This is a genomic window from Pseudomonas paraglycinae (assembly GCF_021601625.1).
Lineage (GTDB): Bacteria > Pseudomonadota > Gammaproteobacteria > Pseudomonadales > Pseudomonadaceae > Aquipseudomonas > Aquipseudomonas paraglycinae.
Map to the genome: position 1 here is coordinate 89,638 of NZ_BQHR01000014.1, position 19,031 is coordinate 108,668.

At 61.6% G+C, this 19,031-nt stretch carries 17 protein-coding genes; 5 read left to right on the forward strand and 12 right to left on the reverse strand.

Annotated elements, in window-relative coordinates; genetic code table 11:
• From L6D82_RS20815 to L6D82_RS20855, 9 genes are all read right to left on the reverse strand, one after another.
• On the reverse strand, nucleotides 1–1,149 hold the full coding sequence (locus L6D82_RS20815) for an efflux RND transporter periplasmic adaptor subunit (RefSeq protein WP_085610855.1): 1,149 nt from the start codon (nucleotides 1,147–1,149) through the stop codon (nucleotides 1–3).
• Nucleotides 1,150–1,296: 147 nt separating this feature from the next.
• Nucleotides 1,297–2,397: a DUF1513 domain-containing protein gene (locus L6D82_RS20820; RefSeq protein ID WP_236191400.1), complete on the reverse strand. Its 1,101-nt coding sequence runs from the start codon at nucleotides 2,395–2,397 to the stop codon at nucleotides 1,297–1,299.
• 14 nt (nucleotides 2,398–2,411) lie between these two features.
• Nucleotides 2,412–3,476: an imelysin family protein gene (locus L6D82_RS20825; protein ID WP_007953243.1), complete on the reverse strand. Its 1,065-nt coding sequence runs from the start codon at nucleotides 3,474–3,476 to the stop codon at nucleotides 2,412–2,414.
• 26 nt (nucleotides 3,477–3,502) lie between these two features.
• Nucleotides 3,503–4,930 (reverse strand): di-heme oxidoreductase family protein, encoded by a 1,428-nt coding sequence (locus tag L6D82_RS20830; protein ID WP_236191402.1) that lies wholly within the window; start codon nucleotides 4,928–4,930, stop codon nucleotides 3,503–3,505.
• Nucleotides 4,931–5,085: 155 nt separating this feature from the next.
• Nucleotides 5,086–6,432, reverse strand: coding sequence for an imelysin family protein (locus L6D82_RS20835; protein WP_236191404.1), 1,347 nt, complete (start codon nucleotides 6,430–6,432; stop codon nucleotides 5,086–5,088).
• 196 nt (nucleotides 6,433–6,628) lie between these two features.
• Nucleotides 6,629–8,680 (reverse strand): putative bifunctional diguanylate cyclase/phosphodiesterase, encoded by a 2,052-nt coding sequence (locus L6D82_RS20840; RefSeq protein ID WP_011335711.1) that lies wholly within the window; start codon nucleotides 8,678–8,680, stop codon nucleotides 6,629–6,631.
• Nucleotides 8,681–9,035: 355 nt separating this feature from the next.
• Nucleotides 9,036–9,632 (reverse strand): superoxide dismutase, encoded by a 597-nt coding sequence (locus L6D82_RS20845; RefSeq protein WP_085745256.1) that lies wholly within the window; start codon nucleotides 9,630–9,632, stop codon nucleotides 9,036–9,038.
• A gap of 176 nt (nucleotides 9,633–9,808) precedes the next feature.
• Nucleotides 9,809–10,411 carry a LysE/ArgO family amino acid transporter gene (locus L6D82_RS20850; RefSeq protein ID WP_102718062.1) on the reverse strand — a complete coding sequence of 201 codons (603 nt, stop codon included), beginning with the start codon at nucleotides 10,409–10,411 and terminating at the stop codon, nucleotides 9,809–9,811.
• A 5-nt stretch (nucleotides 10,412–10,416) separates the two neighbouring features.
• Nucleotides 10,417–10,818 carry an ACT domain-containing protein gene (locus L6D82_RS20855; RefSeq protein WP_102718061.1) on the reverse strand — a complete coding sequence of 134 codons (402 nt, stop codon included), beginning with the start codon at nucleotides 10,816–10,818 and terminating at the stop codon, nucleotides 10,417–10,419.
• 96 nt (nucleotides 10,819–10,914) lie between these two features.
• Here L6D82_RS20855 and L6D82_RS20860 point away from each other — a divergent pair, with 96 nt between their 5' ends.
• From L6D82_RS20860 to L6D82_RS20875, 4 genes are all read left to right on the forward strand, one after another.
• Nucleotides 10,915–11,802 carry a LysR family transcriptional regulator ArgP gene (locus L6D82_RS20860; protein ID WP_064383809.1) on the forward strand — a complete coding sequence of 296 codons (888 nt, stop codon included), beginning with the start codon at nucleotides 10,915–10,917 and terminating at the stop codon, nucleotides 11,800–11,802.
• A gap of 115 nt (nucleotides 11,803–11,917) precedes the next feature.
• Nucleotides 11,918–12,910, forward strand: a complete 993-nt coding sequence (locus L6D82_RS20865) for an NAD-dependent epimerase/dehydratase family protein (RefSeq protein WP_085684455.1) — start codon at nucleotides 11,918–11,920, stop codon at nucleotides 12,908–12,910.
• 116 nt (nucleotides 12,911–13,026) lie between these two features.
• Entirely contained in the window at nucleotides 13,027–13,902 is an 876-nt protein-coding gene (locus tag L6D82_RS20870) for an ATPase (RefSeq protein WP_102687218.1), read from the forward strand.
• A 124-nt stretch (nucleotides 13,903–14,026) separates the two neighbouring features.
• Complete coding sequence (locus tag L6D82_RS20875; RefSeq protein ID WP_102687219.1) at nucleotides 14,027–14,875, forward strand: cache domain-containing protein; 849 nt, start codon at nucleotides 14,027–14,029, stop codon at nucleotides 14,873–14,875.
• Between the two features lie 44 nt (nucleotides 14,876–14,919).
• On the opposite strand, the gene L6D82_RS20880 is transcribed toward L6D82_RS20875, so the two are convergent.
• Both L6D82_RS20880 and pobA read right to left on the reverse strand, forming a co-directional pair.
• Nucleotides 14,920–16,437 carry an MDR family MFS transporter gene (locus L6D82_RS20880; RefSeq protein WP_085745252.1) on the reverse strand — a complete coding sequence of 506 codons (1,518 nt, stop codon included), beginning with the start codon at nucleotides 16,435–16,437 and terminating at the stop codon, nucleotides 14,920–14,922.
• A gap of 79 nt (nucleotides 16,438–16,516) precedes the next feature.
• Complete coding sequence (gene pobA, locus L6D82_RS20885) at nucleotides 16,517–17,710, reverse strand: 4-hydroxybenzoate 3-monooxygenase (RefSeq protein WP_102718059.1); 1,194 nt, start codon at nucleotides 17,708–17,710, stop codon at nucleotides 16,517–16,519.
• Nucleotides 17,711–17,888: 178 nt separating this feature from the next.
• Here pobA and L6D82_RS20890 point away from each other — a divergent pair, with 178 nt between their 5' ends.
• Complete coding sequence (locus tag L6D82_RS20890; protein ID WP_007953272.1) at nucleotides 17,889–18,785, forward strand: helix-turn-helix domain-containing protein; 897 nt, start codon at nucleotides 17,889–17,891, stop codon at nucleotides 18,783–18,785.
• Between the two features lie 8 nt (nucleotides 18,786–18,793).
• Here L6D82_RS20890 and L6D82_RS20895 read toward each other — a convergent pair whose 3' ends face one another.
• Entirely contained in the window at nucleotides 18,794–18,970 is a 177-nt protein-coding gene (locus L6D82_RS20895) for a hypothetical protein (RefSeq protein WP_007953274.1), read from the reverse strand.
• Nucleotides 18,971–19,031: the final 61 nt, after the last annotated feature.

Below are 19,031 nucleotides of genomic sequence, written 5' to 3' on the forward strand. Positions count from 1 at the left end.
TCAGTCGGCGCGGGGCGGACTGTTCTGCTCGCCGAGGGTCTTGTCGTCGCTGATGGCAATGTGGGCGCCGTTGTCCAGTTTGATCTGGCCGGCCGTCACCACCTGTTCGCCGCTCTGCACGCCCTTGTTGATCATCACCTGACCATCGCGGCGTTCGCCGGTCTCGACGAACCGACGCTCGGCGATCAGTACCGGTTGGCCCTTGTCGTCTTTTTCGACGGTGCCATCTTCGGCTTTCTTCTGGGTGACCACGTACGTCGAGTTGCCGTACAGGGTGTAGGTGATCGCACTTTCCGGGACCACGATGTGTTTCTGCGGATCCGGCAGCAGCACTTCGACGCTGGTGAACATGCCCGGCAGCAACTTGCCATCGGGGTTGGCCAGGGTGGCGCGCACCAGAATGTTGCGAGTGGTGCTTTCGACGATCGGGTTGATGGCGCTGATGGCGCCGGTGAAATGCTGGCCGGGATACGCCGCGACCGTGATCTGTACCGGTTGACCGATAGCCAGTTTCGGCACCGATTGTTCGGGCACGTAGAAATCGGCGTAGAGGCTGCTCAGGTCCTGCAGGGTGGCGATCTTGGTGCCGCTGGCGAGGTAGTCGCCGATGTCGACGAGGCGGATGCCGATGGTGCCGCTGAAGGGCGCGACGATGCGTTTTTTCGCCAGCGCCGCATTGAGCTGATTGACCGTGGCCTTGTTCTTTTGCAACTGCGCCGAGAGCCGGTCGAATTCGCCTTTGGAGATGGCGCTGCTGCCGACGAGTTGACTGCCGCGACCGTAATCCAGCTGCGCGAGGCCGAGATCGGCCTTGGCGGTTTCGAGGAAGGCGGCTTCGACGGCGCTGTCCAGTTGTAGCAACGGCTGGCCGGCCTTGACCTTCTGCCCCGATTCGAACTTCAGCTCGGTGACGGTGCCGGCGTTCTCCAGGCTCAGGTCGACGCCTTGCAGCGCTTTCAGCGTGCCGACGGTGGGCAGACGCATCTGCCACGGGCGCTCGACGGCGGTGGCCACGGCGACGCTGATCGGCGGCTTCGGTTTGGAAAAGCCCTGGATCATCGTATAGATCGAGAAGGCCTTGTAACCGGCGAGAAGCAGAACGATCAGCAGTACAACACCCAACATGATCAGCATGCGGCGACGCAGCATATTTCCAGTTCCTTGGAGAAAATCAGGCGAGACAGGCGGGCACATTACCCCGAGTCCGGCAGGGATTCCAACTGCCAGTTTTTACCGGGTATGAGGGGAGGCGATACAAAAAAGCAGCGCCGCCGACCGAACGGCCGGCGGCGAATTTCAGGCCATCAGATGAAGATGGTTGTCCCAGAGCCCTGCGGGCAAATCCAGCGGTTTGGCCAGCAGATCGTTCTGACGGCAATCGTAGTAGCGGCAACGTCCCTGACCGGAGGTCACGACAAACCCGTCCTTCACCGCACCGACGCCGGCGCAGTCGGGCAACGGTGCGTCGAGGCGCACTTCGCCGCTGTCCAGGTCCCAGATGAAGAAGCGGTTGCCGCGCGGTGCGGTCAGTGCCACCAGACGCAGGTCGCTGTGCACGGCGACGCTGGCGGTGTAATGACCCATCGACTGCAACTGATGCTCCGGCACCGGGAACGCCACGAAAGGCTGGCCCGGTCGCTTGATCGCCAGCAGCTCCGAGCGCTCGTGGGAAGGCCCCATGAATTGCTGGCCGGCAACGATGGTGCCGTCGCTGGCGATCCCCAGGTGGCGCACGCTGTTCATCTGCTGGGCGAGGGTTTCCTTGCTCAGCAGGGTGCCATCGCGCTGCATCAGCACCAGGCTTGGCTCCATGGCGTCGAGGTTCATGTCGACCCGGCTTTCGGCCTCGGTGCGGATCCCGCCGTTAGCCACCACCAGGGTTTCACCGTCGGGCATCCACGACACCTGATGCGGGCCGAGACCGTGGGTGGAAATCTCGCCGCTGTGCACCAGCCGTTCGCCTTCGAACTTGTACACCCCGAGCAGTCCACGGCCCGGATCGGTGGTGTCGTTTTCGGTGGCGTACAGGTAGTCGCCGCTGTGGTGGATCACCGCGTGGCCGTAGAAGTGCCGGTTCGGCTGCGACGTCACGGTTTGCAGCAATGCACCGTTGCGCAGATCGATCAGGTAGCTCTCGGTGCCCGGCCGACGGGCAACGAACAGCGCGATCGGCAGCGTCGGGTGATTGATGATGTCGTGGCAGCGCTGGCCGACTTCGGTGGCAAACACCTGGGTGCCGTCCAGCCGATAACCGACGGCGTAATGCTTGCCATCGGTGTCGTCCCGCGCCGACAACAGCAGCGGGCTTTGGTCCTTGCGTTTGAACAGCGTCCAGCCGCCCAGTGTCACTGCTCCCAGCAGCAAACTACCTAAAGTCAGAGCCTGGCGTCGCAGCATGGCACGTGCCCTCATCAGTCACCGTCGTTGGCGTTGAAGCCCAGTTGGATGCCCAGCGCCTTGGCCAGCTCGCCTTCGTGCAGGCGGTGGACGACGTTGAGGCTGTCGTAGATGTCGTTGAGCTGCTGGCGACCGGCGTCATCGTTGAGCATTTCGGTCAGCGAGCGCTGAGTGCTGCCGAACAGTTTGAGCGACGCCGCGTAAGCTGCATCGATCTTGTCCGCCAGCGGCTTTTGCTCAGCCGGCAGCAGGCCGCGCAGGCCTTTGTTGTCGACGCCTTCCCAGACGGTTTTGGCCGCTGCGAGGCTGGCTTCCAGCGACTCCATCGACGACTGGCTGCGCCATGCATCGGCCTGGAACGGCTGTGGTACGCCCTTGCTCTGACGGCCCATCGGCGTGCCGAGTTTTTTCTTCAGGGTGTCGAGGGCGGTGACCTGTACCCGCAGCAGATCGGCGATCGCTTCGTGGGAGTCGGCGTAGCGCTGGTTCGGGAACTTGCTCATCTGCGCGAGCATGCCGTCGGTGTTGTTCCAGCTGCTGAGAATCTCTTCGGCCAGTTGTTTCTGACGCTCGCCGATGGCCACCAGCAGTGGGCAGTACTTGGCTTTCTGCGCGTCGTTGGCGACGTCAGGTTTGGCGTCGAACAGGATGTACTCGTAAGCGGACAGGCCTTGAACCACGACGCTGGACTTGGCCAGTGCGGCGGCATCGATCTGCGGCTGCGCGGTGACCAGTTGCTCGACCTGACGGCCGACCAGGTTTTTCTTGTCCGGCCAGAACTGCACCTGCCACGAACGGTTGCCTTCGGCCAGCGGGCCGATCAACAGCGGTTGCAACTCGGCCCAGGCTTTCTGCGCGTGCAGGAAGTCGGCACGGGCGGTGTCCAGCGACTCTTTGCCCTGGCAGTAAGCGAGGGCGCTGACGGCCAGTTGCTTGTCGGCTTCGACCCAGCGGGTGTAGGTCGGCAGGATCACCGATTTGGCGATGGCCGCCGAGGTGACGGCTTGCGGATCCTGCGGCGAGCACGCGCCGAGGGCCAGTGCGGCAAGGCTGGTGAACAACAGCTTGGGACGGAACATGTCGGGCTCCCGATTCTTTTAAGTGTTTAAAGTGAGTTCAAGAACGCCAGCAGCGCGGCACGCTGTTCGGCGTTGAAAGACAAAACCTGTTGCTGCGCCGCCTTCGCTTCGCCGCCGTGCCAGAGCACGGCTTCGAGCAGGTTGCGGGCGCGGCCGTCATGCAGAAACTGAGTGTGGCCGCTGACCGCCTGCGTCAGGCCGATGCCCCACAGCGGCGGGGTACGCCAGTCGCGGCCGGAGGCCTGGAATTCAGTGCGGTTGTCCGCCAGGCCTTCGCCCATGTCGTGCAGCAGCAGATCGCTGTACGGGCGAATCACTTGATTGGCCAGTTCAGGTTCGGCCGCGTTGGCGGCGGTGGTGTATTTCGGTGTGTGACAGGACTGGCAACCCGCCTGGAAGAACAGATTCTTGCCGGCCAGCACTTGCGCATCGTTGACCCCACGGCGGGCAGGAACGGCGACGTTACGGCTGTAGAACAGCACCAGGCGCAGGATGTTGTCGCTGACTTCAGGTTCGCCGTCCGGGCCGTTGCCGTTCGGCGCCTGTTTGCAGGCGGTTTGCGCGTCGGTGCAGTCATCAAACGGTCTCAGGCTGGTGGTGAGGCCCATATCACCAGAAAACGCGTGAACATTTTGTTGATTGAGGTTCGGCTGGCCGGCTTTCCAGCCAAATCGCCCCATGACGGTCTTTTGCTGCTCATCGTCCCAGACCCGGTTTGGCCGGCCGTTGATGCCGTTGTTCTCTTTGGCCTGCGCGGCGGCATTGGCGAGGATCGCTTCTTCCGGGATCGCTTCGAGCAGGCCCAGGCCGATCATCGGCGGTGCAACGCGGGCCGAGAAACGTGTGTCCGGGTGCATCGGGCCGTAGCCGAGCTGGGTGATCTGCAGGACCGGTTTACGCAGCTCGACCTCGGTGCCGTCCTTGAAGCGGACCGGCACCGGCGTGTAATCGACCCGCACCTTGCCTTCCGGCGCGACGCCGGGGACGGCCATGTCCTGGAACTGGCCGCCATAGACTGGCTCCGGCACCACGCCCACTTGCTCGATGACCTTGGCATAGGCCGGCGCATCGGGAATCGACAGGCGTACCAGCATCGACACCGCGTTGGCCGCATCCGGCGTCGGCGGATGGCCGCGGCCGTCCTTGATATGGCAGTTCTGGCAGGCGTTGGTGTTGAACAGCGGGCCGAGGCCATCGCGGGCCGTGGTGGTCGATGGCGCGATCACCCACGGGCTGCGAAAGAAGCTGTTGCCGACGCTGAAGTCCACCCGCCGCGAAGGCGGCAGGTTGGCCGACGGCAGGGAAAACGCGTTCTGATCGCTCTTGCGCACGGTCGCCGTGCCGCCGGAACGGGCCTCACCCGGCTCGGCCTTGGTGAAACGCGGGGCGTCATCGCAGGCACTCAGGCCCAGGGCCAGAAACAGTGCGGACAAGCGAAGAGGCAGCGAGGGCATCAGACTTCCTGCAAGAGGGGCGAATTTAAAGGCGCAAAGTCTAACAGGGCGAGGGGGTTTGAATAAGAGGAATTATCGTTTGCTTGATGCACGTCAGGTCAGCCAGAACGAAAAAGGCGACCCGAAGGTCGCCTTTTTTAACGCGGACGCTGTGATCAGAACTCGTGATCGGCGTTGTCCGGGTTCAGGTCGCTGATGCCCAGCTTGCCGGCAGCGGCTTCGATCGAACCGGTCTGCTTGACCAGCGAAGCGATGGCGTCGCGGACGATCTGGTTGCCGGCGGTGTTGCCGGCCGCGATCAACTGGTCGTAGTGCTCACCCTTGTTGGCGTGATCGACCATGACCTGGATCTTGGCTTCGGTGGCGGCCAGATCGGCTTTCAGCGCGGTGTCGGCAGCCGGGTCGACTTTGGCCACCAGCGACGACAGGCTGGCGCCGGTCATTTTGGTGCCGTCGACACGGGTGTACTCGCCCAGGTACACGTTACGAATGCCCTTGGCATCGTAGAAGTGCGAGTTGTGGGTGTTGTCGCTGAAGCAATCCTGTTCGTCTTCCGGGGAGTTCGCTTCCAGGGACACTTTCATGCGCTCGCCGGCCAGTTCGCCCAGGGACAGACTGCCCATGCCGAACAGCATTTTGCGCAGGCCGCTTTCAGCCGGTTCGGCTTCCAGGGTGGCGCGGTAGTTGTCGGCCACGTTCGGCTTCCAGTTAGCGACCATTTCTTCCAGGTCGCTGACCAGCAGCTGGGTCACGGCTTTCAGGTAGGCACGACGACGATCGTTGTGACCGCCGGTGGCGCCGGCGCCTTCCAGGTAGTCCGAGGCTGGACGGTTGCCGGCGCCAGGGCCGGTGCCGTTCAGGTCCTGGCCCCAGAGCAGGAATTCGATGGCATGGTAGCCGGTGGCAACGTTGGCTTCGGAACCGCCCAGCTCGTTCAGGCTGGCGAGTTTTTCCGGGGTGATGTCCTTGACGTCGACCTTGTCTTCGCCGACCTGTACTTCGGTGTTGGCGATGATGTTGGCGGTGGCGCCCGGGTTGCCCAGTGCGTGTTCGTAGGACTTGTCGACGTAGTCGATCAGGCCTTCGTCCAGAGGCCAGGCGTTCACCTGACCTTCCCAGTCGTCGATGATGGTGTTGCCGAAGCGGAACACTTCGCTCTGCAGGTAAGGAACGCGGGCGGCGACCCAGGCAGCCTTGGCGGCTTTCAGGGTGTCGGCGTTCGGCTTGGCGAGGAACGCGTCGATGGCGGTTTGCAGGGTTTTCGCGGTGGATTCGGCATCGCTGTAAACGGCGAAGACCATGTCGGCGTAGTGCGAGACAACGGCTTTGCCGGCGGCCTCGTCGACTTTACCGGCGGCAGCAGGCGCAGCCGGTGCAGCGGTGCTGGCAGCCGGGGTCGGCGCAGGAGCGGCGGCCTTGTCTTTGTCTTTACCTTCGCCGCAACCGGCGAGGGAAATAGCGATGGCCAGCAGACTGGCGGTAGCCAGAGGCATACGAATCATGGCGAACATCCTGCTTCGGTAATTGAGTGGACAGGCGCGGGGGTGCGCAAAAGCTGCGACATAATGCAAATCTTTCGCATTATGTGTAAAGGGTTGTAGCTGGAAATATTTCTTATTTGCGCGGGGGTTGCGCTGGATCAATAGCGTAGAGCACGCCCGGCGGATCAAGGGGTTTGCCGGGCTTCGCAGGGAGATTTCAGAGGATGGCCGCGTTGCTGCGCTGGGCCTGCTTGAGATAAATGCTCAGCTCGCGCGCCGGTAGCGGTTTGCTGTAGTGGTAGCCCTGACCTTCATGGCAGCCTTCGGAGATGATGTAGGTTTCCTGTTCGGCGGTTTCCACGCCCTCGGCGATCACCTGCATGCCCAGGCTCTTGCCCAGTTGAATGATGGCGCGAACGATGGTCGCGTCATCGTCGTCGTCCAGCAGGTCCTGGACGAAGCTCTTGTCGATCTTGATCTTGTCCAGCGGCAGACTCTTGAGATAACTCAGCGAGGAGTAGCCGGTGCCGAAGTCGTCGATGGCGATCAAGGCGCCGGAGCGGCGCAGGCTCAGCAGGTGCTGGGCGGCGGTGCTGATGTCTTCCATCAGGCCGGTTTCGGTGACTTCCAGCTCCAGGCTCCGCGGTGGCAGACGGTACATCTGCAACAGGTTGTTGACCACCCGCGGCAGCTCGGCGTGGTGCAGTTGCACGGTGGACAGGTTGACCGCCATGCGCAGATCGACGAAGCCCTGATCGTGCCAGTCGCGCAGTTGCTTGCAGGCCTGATCCAGCACCCATTCGCCGATGGCGATGATGGTGCCGTTCTGCTCGGCCAGCGGGATGAACAGGTCCGGCGGCACCAGACCGTGTTCCGGATGCTGCCAGCGGATCAATGCCTCGACGCCAACCACGCGATGATCGCGGTAACTGATCTGCGGCTGATAGACGAGGTAGAACTGATCGCGCAGCAAGGCGTCGCGCAGGTCTTTTTCCAGTTCGCGACGGCGGCGCATTTCGCTGTCGACGCTGGCGATATAAAACTGATAACGGTTGCGCGAGCGGGTCTTGGCCAGGGTCATGGTCTGCTCGGCTTTCTGCAACAGCTTCTCCGTGCTGTCGCCATCCTCCGGGAACAGGGTGATGCCGATGGTCGCGCGCAGACGGATTTCCTGATGATCGAGGGCGAACGGTGCTTCCAGATCATCGAGGATGCTTTGCGCGAGTTCCGCCGCTTCGTAAGGCTGTTCGATATCGGCCTGCACCAGCGCGAACTGGTCGCCGCCAAGACGGGCGAGGGCGCCGAGGCGACCGCTGTGGGCGCGCAGGCGGTCGGCGAGTGCCAGCAGCAATTGGTCGCCGGTCTGGTAGCTGAATTGTTCGTTGATGCCTTTGAAGTCATCCAGTCCGACACACAACACCGCAACCCGGCGCTGCAGCTTGCCGGCATCCACCAGGATCTTGTCCAGTTGCTGCTGCAATTGCTGGCGGTTCGGCAGGCCGGTGAGGAAATCGTACTGGGCCATGCGCAGCAGGCTGTTTTCCGCTTCGTGGCGCAGGTGGGTATTGCGTTCGATGGATTCGAGCAACTGGTTGGCGGTGTTGATCCAGATCCCCAGTTCGTTTTTCTCGTGGCCCTTGAGTTGCGGAATCTTGTGTTCGCTGGGGCGGTCCGGGTTGATTTCGGTGAGGTGTTCGATGATCCGCGACAGCGGTTTGGTCAGCAGCCAGTGATAGACCAGATACAGCACCAAGCCCATGGCCAGGGCGCGCAACACGCCGGAAATGAAGATGATCACCGAACTGACGATGAAGCCCTGACCGTAGGTGGCCGTGTCGAGGGTGATGCTCAGATCGCCGTAATACTCGCTGTAGGGCCCGCGTCCCACCAGTTGGGTGGTGAACGTGCGTTCCTGGCCGAGGATCAGGTCGGTCAGCCAGCGACTGTTGGAATGCTGCAGCTCACGGGATTTCTGCGCGAGCATCGCTTCGTTGGGATGGCCAATGGAGGCCTGGCGCACGGCGTCGTCCTGGAACAGGCCTTCGATCACCTGCATGCCCATCTCCCGGTCCAGGCTGTAGACCGCCTGGGTTGAGGGATCGCGGAACATGTCGAGGATGCGTTCGGCATCGCCGGCGACGGCCTGGCGTGTTTTATAGGCATCGAAAACGATCTGCGCGCAGCTCAAGACCACGCCGACGATCAATGCCGACAGGAGCACGACCCGGAGCAACTTCACCGACAAGCTGTTCTTGAGTTCCAGCTTCAAAGGGTTATTCCTTGTTCCGTGCGGGTAGCGTCAAGTTGCCATGAGTATTGGCAATCCCGTGTTGGCAGTCAAAGGGACAATCGAGCCGCGGAAAATTTGTCCGTGGCCTTGGCCGAAATGCTGCTGTCTGGAGTATTTGCCCTATTTGTACTGTGTCGGTAGTTTTGGCCTCCAACTTGAGGGGCGTCGGACAATTTTTCCTCTTTTGATGGTAGTTCGCCGTGGCTTGGGAGCAAGGCGAGAAGGGCTGCTTTGCGTGTGGGAAAAGGCCCTGTTTGTGATGGGACGCAACGGTGATGATTTTCGCGGGCAGAAAAAACCCGGCAATAGCCGGGTTTTTTGTCTGGCGTGCAGCTTAAGCGGTGAAGGTCTTGCCTTCGAACTGCTCGGCCACGAACTTCCAGTTGACCAGGTTCCAGAACGCCTCGACGTACTTAGGACGCAGGTTACGGTAGTCGATGTAGTAAGCGTGTTCCCATACGTCGCAGGTCAGCAGCGGGATGTCGCCGCTGGTCAGCGGGTTGCCGGCGCCGATGGTGCTGGCCAGAGCCAGGGAACCGTCAGCCTTTTTCACCAGCCAGCCCCAGCCGGAACCGAATGTGCCGATCGAGGTTTTGCTGAACTCTTCCTTGAACTTGTCGAACGAACCGAAAGCCGCGTTGATGGCTTCAGCCAGGGCGCCGGTTGGTTGACCGCCGGCGTTTGGCGCCAGGCAGTTCCAGTAGAAGGTGTGGTTCCAGACCTGAGCGGCGTTGTTGAAGATGCCGCCCGAGGAAGTCTTGACGATTTCTTCCAGGGTCTTGCCTTCGAACTCGGTGCCTGGCACCAGGTTGTTCAGGTTCACGACATAGGTGTTGTGGTGCTTGTCGTGGTGGAATTCCAGGGTTTCCTTGGAAATGTGCGGCTGCAGGGCATCGTGTGCGTAAGGCAGCGGCGGCAATTCGAAAGCCATGATGATTCTCCTAATCAGGTCTGTTGCGGTGAGCGCAAGGCCGATCACGGGCGGCCAGAAATGCACCGGCGAGTTTTTACTCTTTGCGGCGCAGGGTTCGGATCATAGCACCGGGGGTGCGGCTTAACCACGCAACAACTGTGTGGGATAGAGGTTCCAGAGCCTTTTGGAATAATTCAGGAAGCCAATATCAATTGCCCCGCCACCGTGAACATCATCACCGCTACCAGCAGATCCAGAATCCGCCACGTACTCGGCCGTGCCAGCCACGGTGCGAGCCATGCCGCGCCGAACGCCAGGGTGAAGAACCACAGCAGCGAAGCACTCGCCGCGCCGACCACATAAGCGCCGGGTACCGACTGTTGCGCACCGAGGGAGCCGATCAGCAAAACGGTGTCGAGATAGACGTGTGGGTTGAGCAGGGTCACCGCCAGAGCGCTGAGCATCACCGCCCGCAGCGAACGTACGGTCTGGTTTTCACCCTGTTGCAGGCTCTGTTTCGAACAGGCCCGGCGCAGCGCCTGGCTGCCGTACCAGATCAGGAACACCGCGCCGCCCCAGCGGGTAACCGCCAGCAAGGTCGGGTTCTGCGCCAGCACCGTGGCCAGACCGAACACACCGGCCGCCACCAGCAACGCATCACAGGCGACGCACAGCGCGGCGACCGGCAGGTGATGTTCACGCCGCAGGCTCTGCGCCAGGACAAAAGCATTCTGGGTGCCGATCGCCATGATCAGCCCGAACGCCACCAGCAAGCCGTTGGTATAGCTTTGCCACATGACGGTTACTCCGCGTTGGCTGCGAGATCGCGCAGCACTTGCATGGCGCGTTCGGCGTCGGCCTGACCGACGAACAAATGATCGTGGTAGTAGCCGGCAATCACGTTGCAACTGATCCCGGCCTTACCCAGTGCGGTGGCGAATGCGGCGGTCAGGCCGACGGCTTCCAGCGCCGAATGCACGTTCAAGGTGATCCAGGCTGCGACGTAGTCGAAGCTGAAACCGGCGCGCTCGGCGCGGGAACGTTCGAGAATTACCGTCAGGCCTTCCTGTTCGCGGAAACTGCCGACGATTTCCAGACCGCTCGGCAACTGGCCGTCGCGCAAGGTGCAGAACACGTATTCGCCGGCATTGAGCTGCGGGCTCATGCTGCGCAGCAGGGTGGTCAATGAGGTTTCGCCAGCCATCATGGTGGTCCTTGATAAAGAGTGCTTGCTGGCTATTCTCCCGGTTGACGCGGTATAAGAAAAACCAATAGTGCTGATCGCTCATTAGGAAAACTGATGTTCGACTACAAATTGCTTTCCGCTCTGGCCGCTGTGGTCGAGCAGGCCGGATTCGAACGCGCGGCGCAGGTGTTGGGCCTTTCGCAATCGGCGATTTCCCAAAGGATCAAACTGCTGGAAGCTCGGGTCGGCCAACCGGTGCTGGTACGCGGGACACCGCCGTCGCCAACCGAAATTGGCCGGCGTCTGCTCAACCATGTGCAGCAGGTGCGCCTGCTCGAACGGGATTTGCAGACGCTGGTGCCGGCGCTGGACGAAGAGGGCCTGCCGGAACGCCTGCGCATCGCCCTGAATGCCGACAGCCTAGCCACCTGGTGGGCCGAGGCGGTGGGCGACTTCTGCGCCGAACAACATCTATTGCTCGATCTGATCGTCGAAGACCAGACCGTCGGCCTCAAGCGCATGCGCGCCGGTGAAGTGGCCGGTTGCCTGTGCGCCAGTGAGCGTCCGGTGGCAGGCGCGCGCAGCGTGCTGCTCGGAGCGATGCGCTATCGGGCGCTGGCCAGTCCGGCGTTCATCGAGCGGCATTTTCCCGACGGCGTGCGGGCCGAACAATTGCCGCGCACCCCGGCGCTGGTGTTTGGCCCGGACGATTTTCTCCAGCATCGTTACCTCGCCTCCCTCGGCGTCGATGGCGGTTTCGAACATCACCTGTGCCCGTCGTCCGAAGGTTTCATCCGCCTGACCGAAGCCGGGCTTGGCTGGGGACTGGTGCCGGAATTGCAGGTGCGCGAGCAGCTGGAGCGCGGCGTACTGCGCGAACTGTTGCCAGATAAACCGATCGACGTGCCCTTGTATTGGCATCATTGGCGCAATGGCGGTCAGTTGCTCGGGCTGTTGACCGAGCAATTGGTGCGCTCGTCGGCGCAATGGCTGGTGGCCTGAAAGCAGCTACGAGCGTCAAGCTGCAAGCGCCAAGTAAAGCGCTTGCGTACTGTATTTACCTTGCAGCTCGAAGCTCGAAGCTCGAAGCTTGCAGCTGGTTTTGTTGGAGCTCTACATGAAAATTCTGGTCACCGGCGCAAGCGGCTTCATTGGCGGACGCTTTGCGCGTTTCGCCCTGGAGCAGGGCCTGGACGTGCGGGTCAACGGTCGCCGGGCCGAGGGTGTCGAGCATCTGGTGCGTCGCGGTGCCGAGTTCGTTCAAGGCGATTTGAGCGATCCGGATCTGGTGCGTGCGCTGTGCAGCGATGTCGAAGCCGTGGTGCATTGCGCCGGCGCGGTCGGTTTGTGGGGCCGTTATCAGGACTTCCATCAGGGCAACGTGCAAGTCACCGAAAACGTGGTCGAGGCCTGCCTGAAGCAACGGGTCCGGCGGCTGGTGCATCTGTCGTCGCCCTCGATCTACTTTGACGGTCGCGACCATCTCGGCCTGACCGAAGAGCAAGTGCCCAAGCGCTTCAAGCATCACTACGCCGCGACCAAATACCTGGCCGAGCAAAAGGTCTTCGGCGCCCAGGAATTCGGCCTCGAAACCCTCGCCCTGCGCCCGCGTTTCGTCACCGGCGCCGGCGACATGAGCATCTTTCCGCGCTTGCTGAACATGCAGCGCAAGGGCCGTCTGGCGATCATCGGCAACGGTCTGAACAAGGTCGATTTCACCAGCGTACACAACCTCAACGAAGCGTTGCTCAGCAGCCTGCTGGCCGACGCCTCCGCGTTGGGCAAAGCCTACAACATCAGCAACGGCGCTCCGGTGCCGCTGTGGGATGTGGTCAATTACGTGATGCGCAAGATGGAAGTCCCACAGGTCACCAAGTACCGTTCCTACGGTCTGGCCTACAGCGTGGCGGCGCTCAACGAAGGGGTGTGCAAGCTCTGGCCCGGGCGTCCCGAGCCGACCCTGTCGCGCCTGGGCATGCAGGTGATGAACAAAAATTTCACCCTCGACATCAGTCGCGCCCGGCATTATCTGGACTACGATCCGAAAGTCAGTCTGTGGACGGCCCTCGATGAGTTCTGTGGCTGGTGGAAGGCCCAGGACATTCGTTGATACGAATCTGCCGGCCGGCACTGAACCGCGCCACGGCTTGAGGGTCAACCCCAGCGGCCGCGGGGTTTATACTTCGCCCCACTCTGCCATCACCGCGTTTCACAAAGGTTGCCTCAATGTCCATGCGTAACGATGCCCACGACGATTTCGACGATGTACCGAGCCTGCGCGCCGACACCCTCGATGACGACGATTTTCCGGTCACCGCCCGCACCACCGTGCATTCGCGCACGCCGCCGGTGGTCAAGGTCAAGGCCGCCAGCACCGGGCCGTTGTGGGCACTGGTCGGCGCATTGTTCTTCGCCTTCATTGGTCTTGCCTGGTGGAGCTTCCAGCAGATCTCGCTGATGGAGCAGCAACTGGTGGCGACCCAGGAAAGTTTCGCGCGCATCAGTGAGGAAGCGGCGGGGCGCCTGCAGGACATTTCCGGTAAGGTCGTGGCCAGCCAGACCAACGTCACCACCGACAGCGAAGCGTTGAAGCTGCAGATCAAACAGCTGCAAAGTGCGCTTCAGGATCAGAGCAAACAGCAGCAGGGCGTGGCCGGGCAGGCGACGGATCTGGACAAGCGGCTGGCGCAGATGACCGCCCAGACCACTGAACAACAGAACGCCAACACTCAGTTGCAGGCCCAGGTCAAAGCCCTGAGCGCCGAACTGGCCACGCTGAAAAGCACCTCGGCCGACACCAGCAAGCTCGATGCTCAGCTCAAGAGCTTTGATGCACAGGTGAAGGGATTCGATGCGCAGTTCAAGAGCCTCGGTGCCGACATTACGGCTTTGAAAAAACAAGGTGGGTCGAACCCGGCGATCGATCGTCTGGAGCAGGAAATCGTCATCCTCAAGAGCGAGCAGGACAACCGTCCGGCCGCTGCGCAGGGAGGCACCAACACCGCCGAGTTCGATGCGTTCCGAGCGCAGATGACCCGCAACATCAACACCCTGCAAGCGCAGATCCAGAACCTGCAACAGCAACTCAACGCCCGTCCGTAAGCCTCTTGTGTGGCGAGGGCGCGAACGCCCTCGCCACAGCAACATTCAGAAGCTTTCTGAATATCCATACATGCCTTCAGGCCGTCTACGCTCTTGAAACACCAACAAGAACGAGGGATGCGTCATGGGGTTTGTGCACAAGCTGGCCTGGCTCGGCGCGGTGCTGCTGTTGAGTTTCGGTCAGGCCAATGCGGCCACCACGGAAAAAGACGACAGCAAGGCCGCCATCGCCTTGCTGGAAAAGGCTCTGGCCTATTACCACGACAACGGCGACAAGGCGTTCGCGGCGTTCAGCCGCCAGGGCGAATTCGTCGACAAGGACCGTTACGTGTTCGTGGTCGACACCAAGGGCGTGATGCTCGCCAGCGGCGGGCCGTCGTCGGCATTGATCGGTCGCGACGTCAGCGAAGTCCTCGGGCCGGACTTGCAGAAGTCCTTCAAGGACGCCTTGAAAGTGCCGGAAGGCAACGGCATCCAGCAGGCCGAATACCGCTGGCAGAACTGGTCCGACGGCAAGGTCGAGCGCAAGCACGTTTACTATCAACGCATCGGTCAGCGGATTCTGGCGGTGGGTTATTACTTGCCGCGGGCGTCGGCGGAGCAGGCAAAAGCGTTGCTCGACAAAGCGGCCAGCGATTTGACCAAGGACGAGAAGGGCACGCTGTCCGCGATCAACTCGCTCAAGGGCGGTTACCTGCAGGACGACCTGTATGTGTTCGTGGTCAATCTCAACAACCACCGCTACGTCGCCCACGGCACCAACCTGCGGCTGATCAACACCGATTTCGCCAAGGTCGACGACCCGGAAGGCAAACCGGTGGGCGAGCCGATTCTGTCGTTGATCGGCAAACAGGATGAGGGCGAGTATGAATACCGCTGGAAAAATCCGGTGACCGGCAAGGTCGAGAACAAGCATGCCTACCTGAAGAAGGTCGGGAACATGCTGGTGGCGGTCGGTTATTACAGTGCTTGATTGCTGAAAGCTCCCACGCGGCGCGTGGGAGCCATCGGCATCAATCAGCGGGCGCCGTGCTCACGGCCCCGCAGCAACCGGTTGGGCATCGCAATCGCCGCCGCCAGCCCGAGCAGCGACACCGCCGCACTGACCATCAGCAAATGCCGGAACGTCACCAGCAGCTCAGCGCGCAAGGCATTCTGCGCATCGCCGGGCGCCGCGTTCAGGCCATCGAGCAGCACGTTGCCGGAATGCCCTTCACTCATCAGCGAGCTGCCGGTCAGGTGGGCGAAACTGGAGTCCTGCAACAATGCCAGCAACAGTGCCGACATCAACGCCACACCCACCGCGCCGCCCAAAGAGCGGAACAGGTTGGTGGTACTGGTGGCGACGCCAATGTCCTTTTGCTCGACCGAATTCTGCGTACCGACCAGCGACGTCGGGAACTGCATGCCACCGGCGATCCCGCTGAGCAGCATGAACAGGCTGCTGAGCAGCGTCGCATCAGGCGGGCTGAAGGCCATGCCAAGGATCGAGATCGGCATCAGCAGCGCACCGGTCAGAATCTGCGGTTTGTAGCGCCCGGTGATCGAGGTGCGACGTCCGGCGAAATACGCGCCGATCGGCAAACCCATCGCCAGCGGCAGCAAGTGCAGCGCAGCGCTGTCGGCCCCGGCGCCGGTCACGCTCTGAAAGCGCAGCGGCATCAGCACGATCAGGGAAATCGCCTGGAAGCTGCAAAAGAAAATCGTGCACCAGCACAGCAGGGCGCTGCGGTTGGTGAATAGGTGCATCGGCAGCAACGGCTCCCGGGCGCGCCGCTCATGCCAGACGAACACCGCAAGCACCGCCACCGCACAAGCGAACAGCCCGAGCACTTCGCTGCTGCGCCAAGCATGGCCCTGGCCGACCTGAGTGATCGCCAGTAACAGCGCGGTCAGGCCGATGATCATCAGCAGCGTGCCGAGGTAATCGATGACCGGTTTGCGCTGGGGAATCGGCAGGCCGATCAGGTTGCGTCGCGCCACCCAGTACGCGCCAAGACCCAGCGGCAGGTTGATCAGGAACACCCAGCGCCATGACAGGTACTCGGTCATGTAACCGCCGAGCACCGGACCGGCGACGCTGGCCACCGCATACATGCTGGAGAAATAACCCTGATAGCGGCCTCGTTCGCGAGGCGGCACGATATCGCCGATGATCGCCTGGCTCACCGAAATCATCCCGCCGGCACCGATGCCCTGGAAAATCCGCGCCAGCACCAGTTGCTCCATGCTCTGGGCCATGCCGCAGAACAGCGAGGCGAGGGTGAACAGGCCCATGCCGAACAGCATCAGTTTGCGCCGCCCGTACAGGTCACCGAGCTTGCCGTAGATCGGCACCGCGACGGTCATCGCCACCATGTAGCCGGAAATCACCCAGGCCAGCAGGCTGACGTCCTTGAACTGGGCGGAGATGGCCGGCATGGAAACGGCGACGATGGTCTGGTCCAGCGCACCGAGAAAGATCGCCATCATCAGCGCGACCAGCACGCTGCGAATGGCCGGTTTGGGCGTTTCGGGATGGTTGAGATTGGTCACGGGCGAACCTGCGGGCAGTGATTGACCCGCAGTGCCACGGCGAGCGGGTGAGTGCTCGCCAGTGTAAGTCGGTAGCAGGCTATTCGATAGCCTCATAAGGAAGCCCGACGTAATTTTCTGCAATGGTTTTTTGACCGGCCTCCGAGCTGACAAAGTAGTCCAGTTCCGAAGCGCAGATCCGCTGGCTGAAATCATCATGCTCGTCGAAGCGGTGCAGCATCGAAGTCATCCACCAGGAAAACCGCTCGGCTTTCCACACCCGGCGCAGGCAGATCTCCGAGTATTTCTCCAGCAAGTCAGTGCGACCTTCGCGGTAAACCTTCAGCAAAATCCTGAACAGCGTGCTGACATCGCTGGCCGCCAGATTCAAGCCCTTGGCACCGGTCGGCGGAACGATGTGCGCCGCATCCCCGACCAGAAACATCCGCCCGTATTGCATCGGCTCGACCACAAAACTGCGCAGCGGCGCGATGCTCTTTTCAATCGACGGACCGGTCACCAGTTTCTGCGCCAGATCCTCCGGCAGACGATTGCGCAGCTCATCCCAGAAACGCTGATCCGACCAGTCGTCGACGTTTTCCTCGGCCGGCACTTGCAGGTAATAACGGGTGCGGGTCGCCGAGCGCATGCTGCACAGGGCGAAGCCGCGCTCGTGGCGGGCGTAGACCAGTTCATCATGAATCGGTGGTGTGTCGGCGAGAATCCCCAGCCAGCCGAACGGATACACCCGTTCGAAGACTTTCAGGCAGTCCTCGGGAATCGACTGCCGGGCTACGCCGTGGAAACCGTCGCAACCGGCGATGTAGTCGCAATCGACGCGCCAGGTTTCGCCATCCTTTTCGAAGGTGACATAGGCTTCGTCGCTTTTCATGCCACAGGGAACGACATGGCTGGCTTCATAGATTGTCTGTCCGCCGGTCTCCCGACGAGCGGCCATCAGGTCGCGAGTGACCTCGGTCTGACCGTAGACCATCACGGTTTTTCCGCCGGTCAGGGCTTGCAGGTCGATGTGGATCCGGCGCCCGTCGAGGGCCAGTTCGAAACCACCGTGCACCAGACCTTCGGCGTCCATCCGCTGACCTACGCCAGCCTCGCGCAACAGCTCTACCATGCCTTGTTCAAGCACGCCGGCGCGGATTCGGCCGAGCACATAGTCAGGTGTCTGGCGCTCCAGAATCAGAGTGTCGATGCCGGCGTTGTGCAGCAGTTGGCCGAGCAATAATCCGGACGGACCGGCGCCGATGATGGCGACTTGGGTTTTCAGCGTTTTCATTGTTTTTATGACTCGCAAGCTTCACGCGACAACGGCCGGTGAATGATTTTCAGGATTCGAGTGCTTGCATTTTTCCCTTGCGGGTCTGTCAATTGAAGGTGAAAACTGAGCCGATACCTGTACATTCTGCCAATCGGTGCGATTATCGCCCGCAAACCTCGAGGCCTGGATTGAAGTGATGAACAAGCCTGACCTGCCTTCGATTCCGGTGTTCAAGCTCTACGGTGAAAGCCTGGACTGGCCGACCCCTGACTTGCTGCACTGTGAAACCATTTCCAAACGCAGCCGCGAACACCAATGGGAAATCAAACCCCACCGCCACGCCGATTTGTGCCAGTTGCTCTTCGTATTCAAAGGTCAGGCAGAGCTTGAAATCGAAGGCCAACGCACGCAACTGAACGAAGCCGCGATCCAGATCCTGCCGCCGTTATCGGTGCATGGATTCCGTTTTTCCGAGGACGTCGAAGGATTTGTCGTCACCCTCGCCACACCGTTGATCAACCATTTGCAGGCGCAACTGGGTAGCGCGGTGCAGGCCCTGGCCCAGGCCGAAAGTTATCCGGCGGGCAAGGACGCGGAGTACCTCAACAGTCTGTTCGCCGCGTTGCAGGCCGAGTACAACGGCCATCAACCGGCGCGGGAAATGCTCATGCATTCGCTGGTCAGTGTGATCATGGTCTGGGTCAGCCGTCAGGCGATTCACCGTCACAACGCCACGCAACGTCCGCAGCGTCAGCGCGAATACCTCAACGGGTTCATTCAGCTGGTGGAAGAAACCTACCGCCAGCACGTCAAGGTCGAAGACCTGGCCCATCGGCTGGGGATTTCCGTCTCGCACCTCAACGGCACCTGCCGTGAACTGGCGGGGCAGCCGGCGTTGCAGATCATGCACGAGCGTCAATTGCTGGAAGCCAAGCGCCTGCTGACTTACACCAGCATGACCATTTACGAGATGTCCGAGGTGTTGGGGTTTTCCGATCCGACCAACTTCACGCGCCTGTTCCGGCGCCGGGTGGGGATCTCGCCAAAGGCGTTCCGCGACCGCTTGAAGGCCGAGCAGAACGACGACGCCTGAGCCTTGTATCAGCGCAGGGCGTTGAGGGTGGCGTTGTGAGGGATGCAGCGCTCGAAGTTGCAGCTCGCGTACTCACGGGGCAGTTGCCGCAACTGCTCCACGCGCCATGCCGCGGTGCCGTACAGCGCCAGCGTGGCCGCGCAGGTGATGAAAATCGCGAGGTATCTTCTTGTTCTGGTGTTCATGGCGTTGACCTCTGAACGAATACCCTTGGGTACTACTTTCAGCATAGGCCAGAGGGGAGCA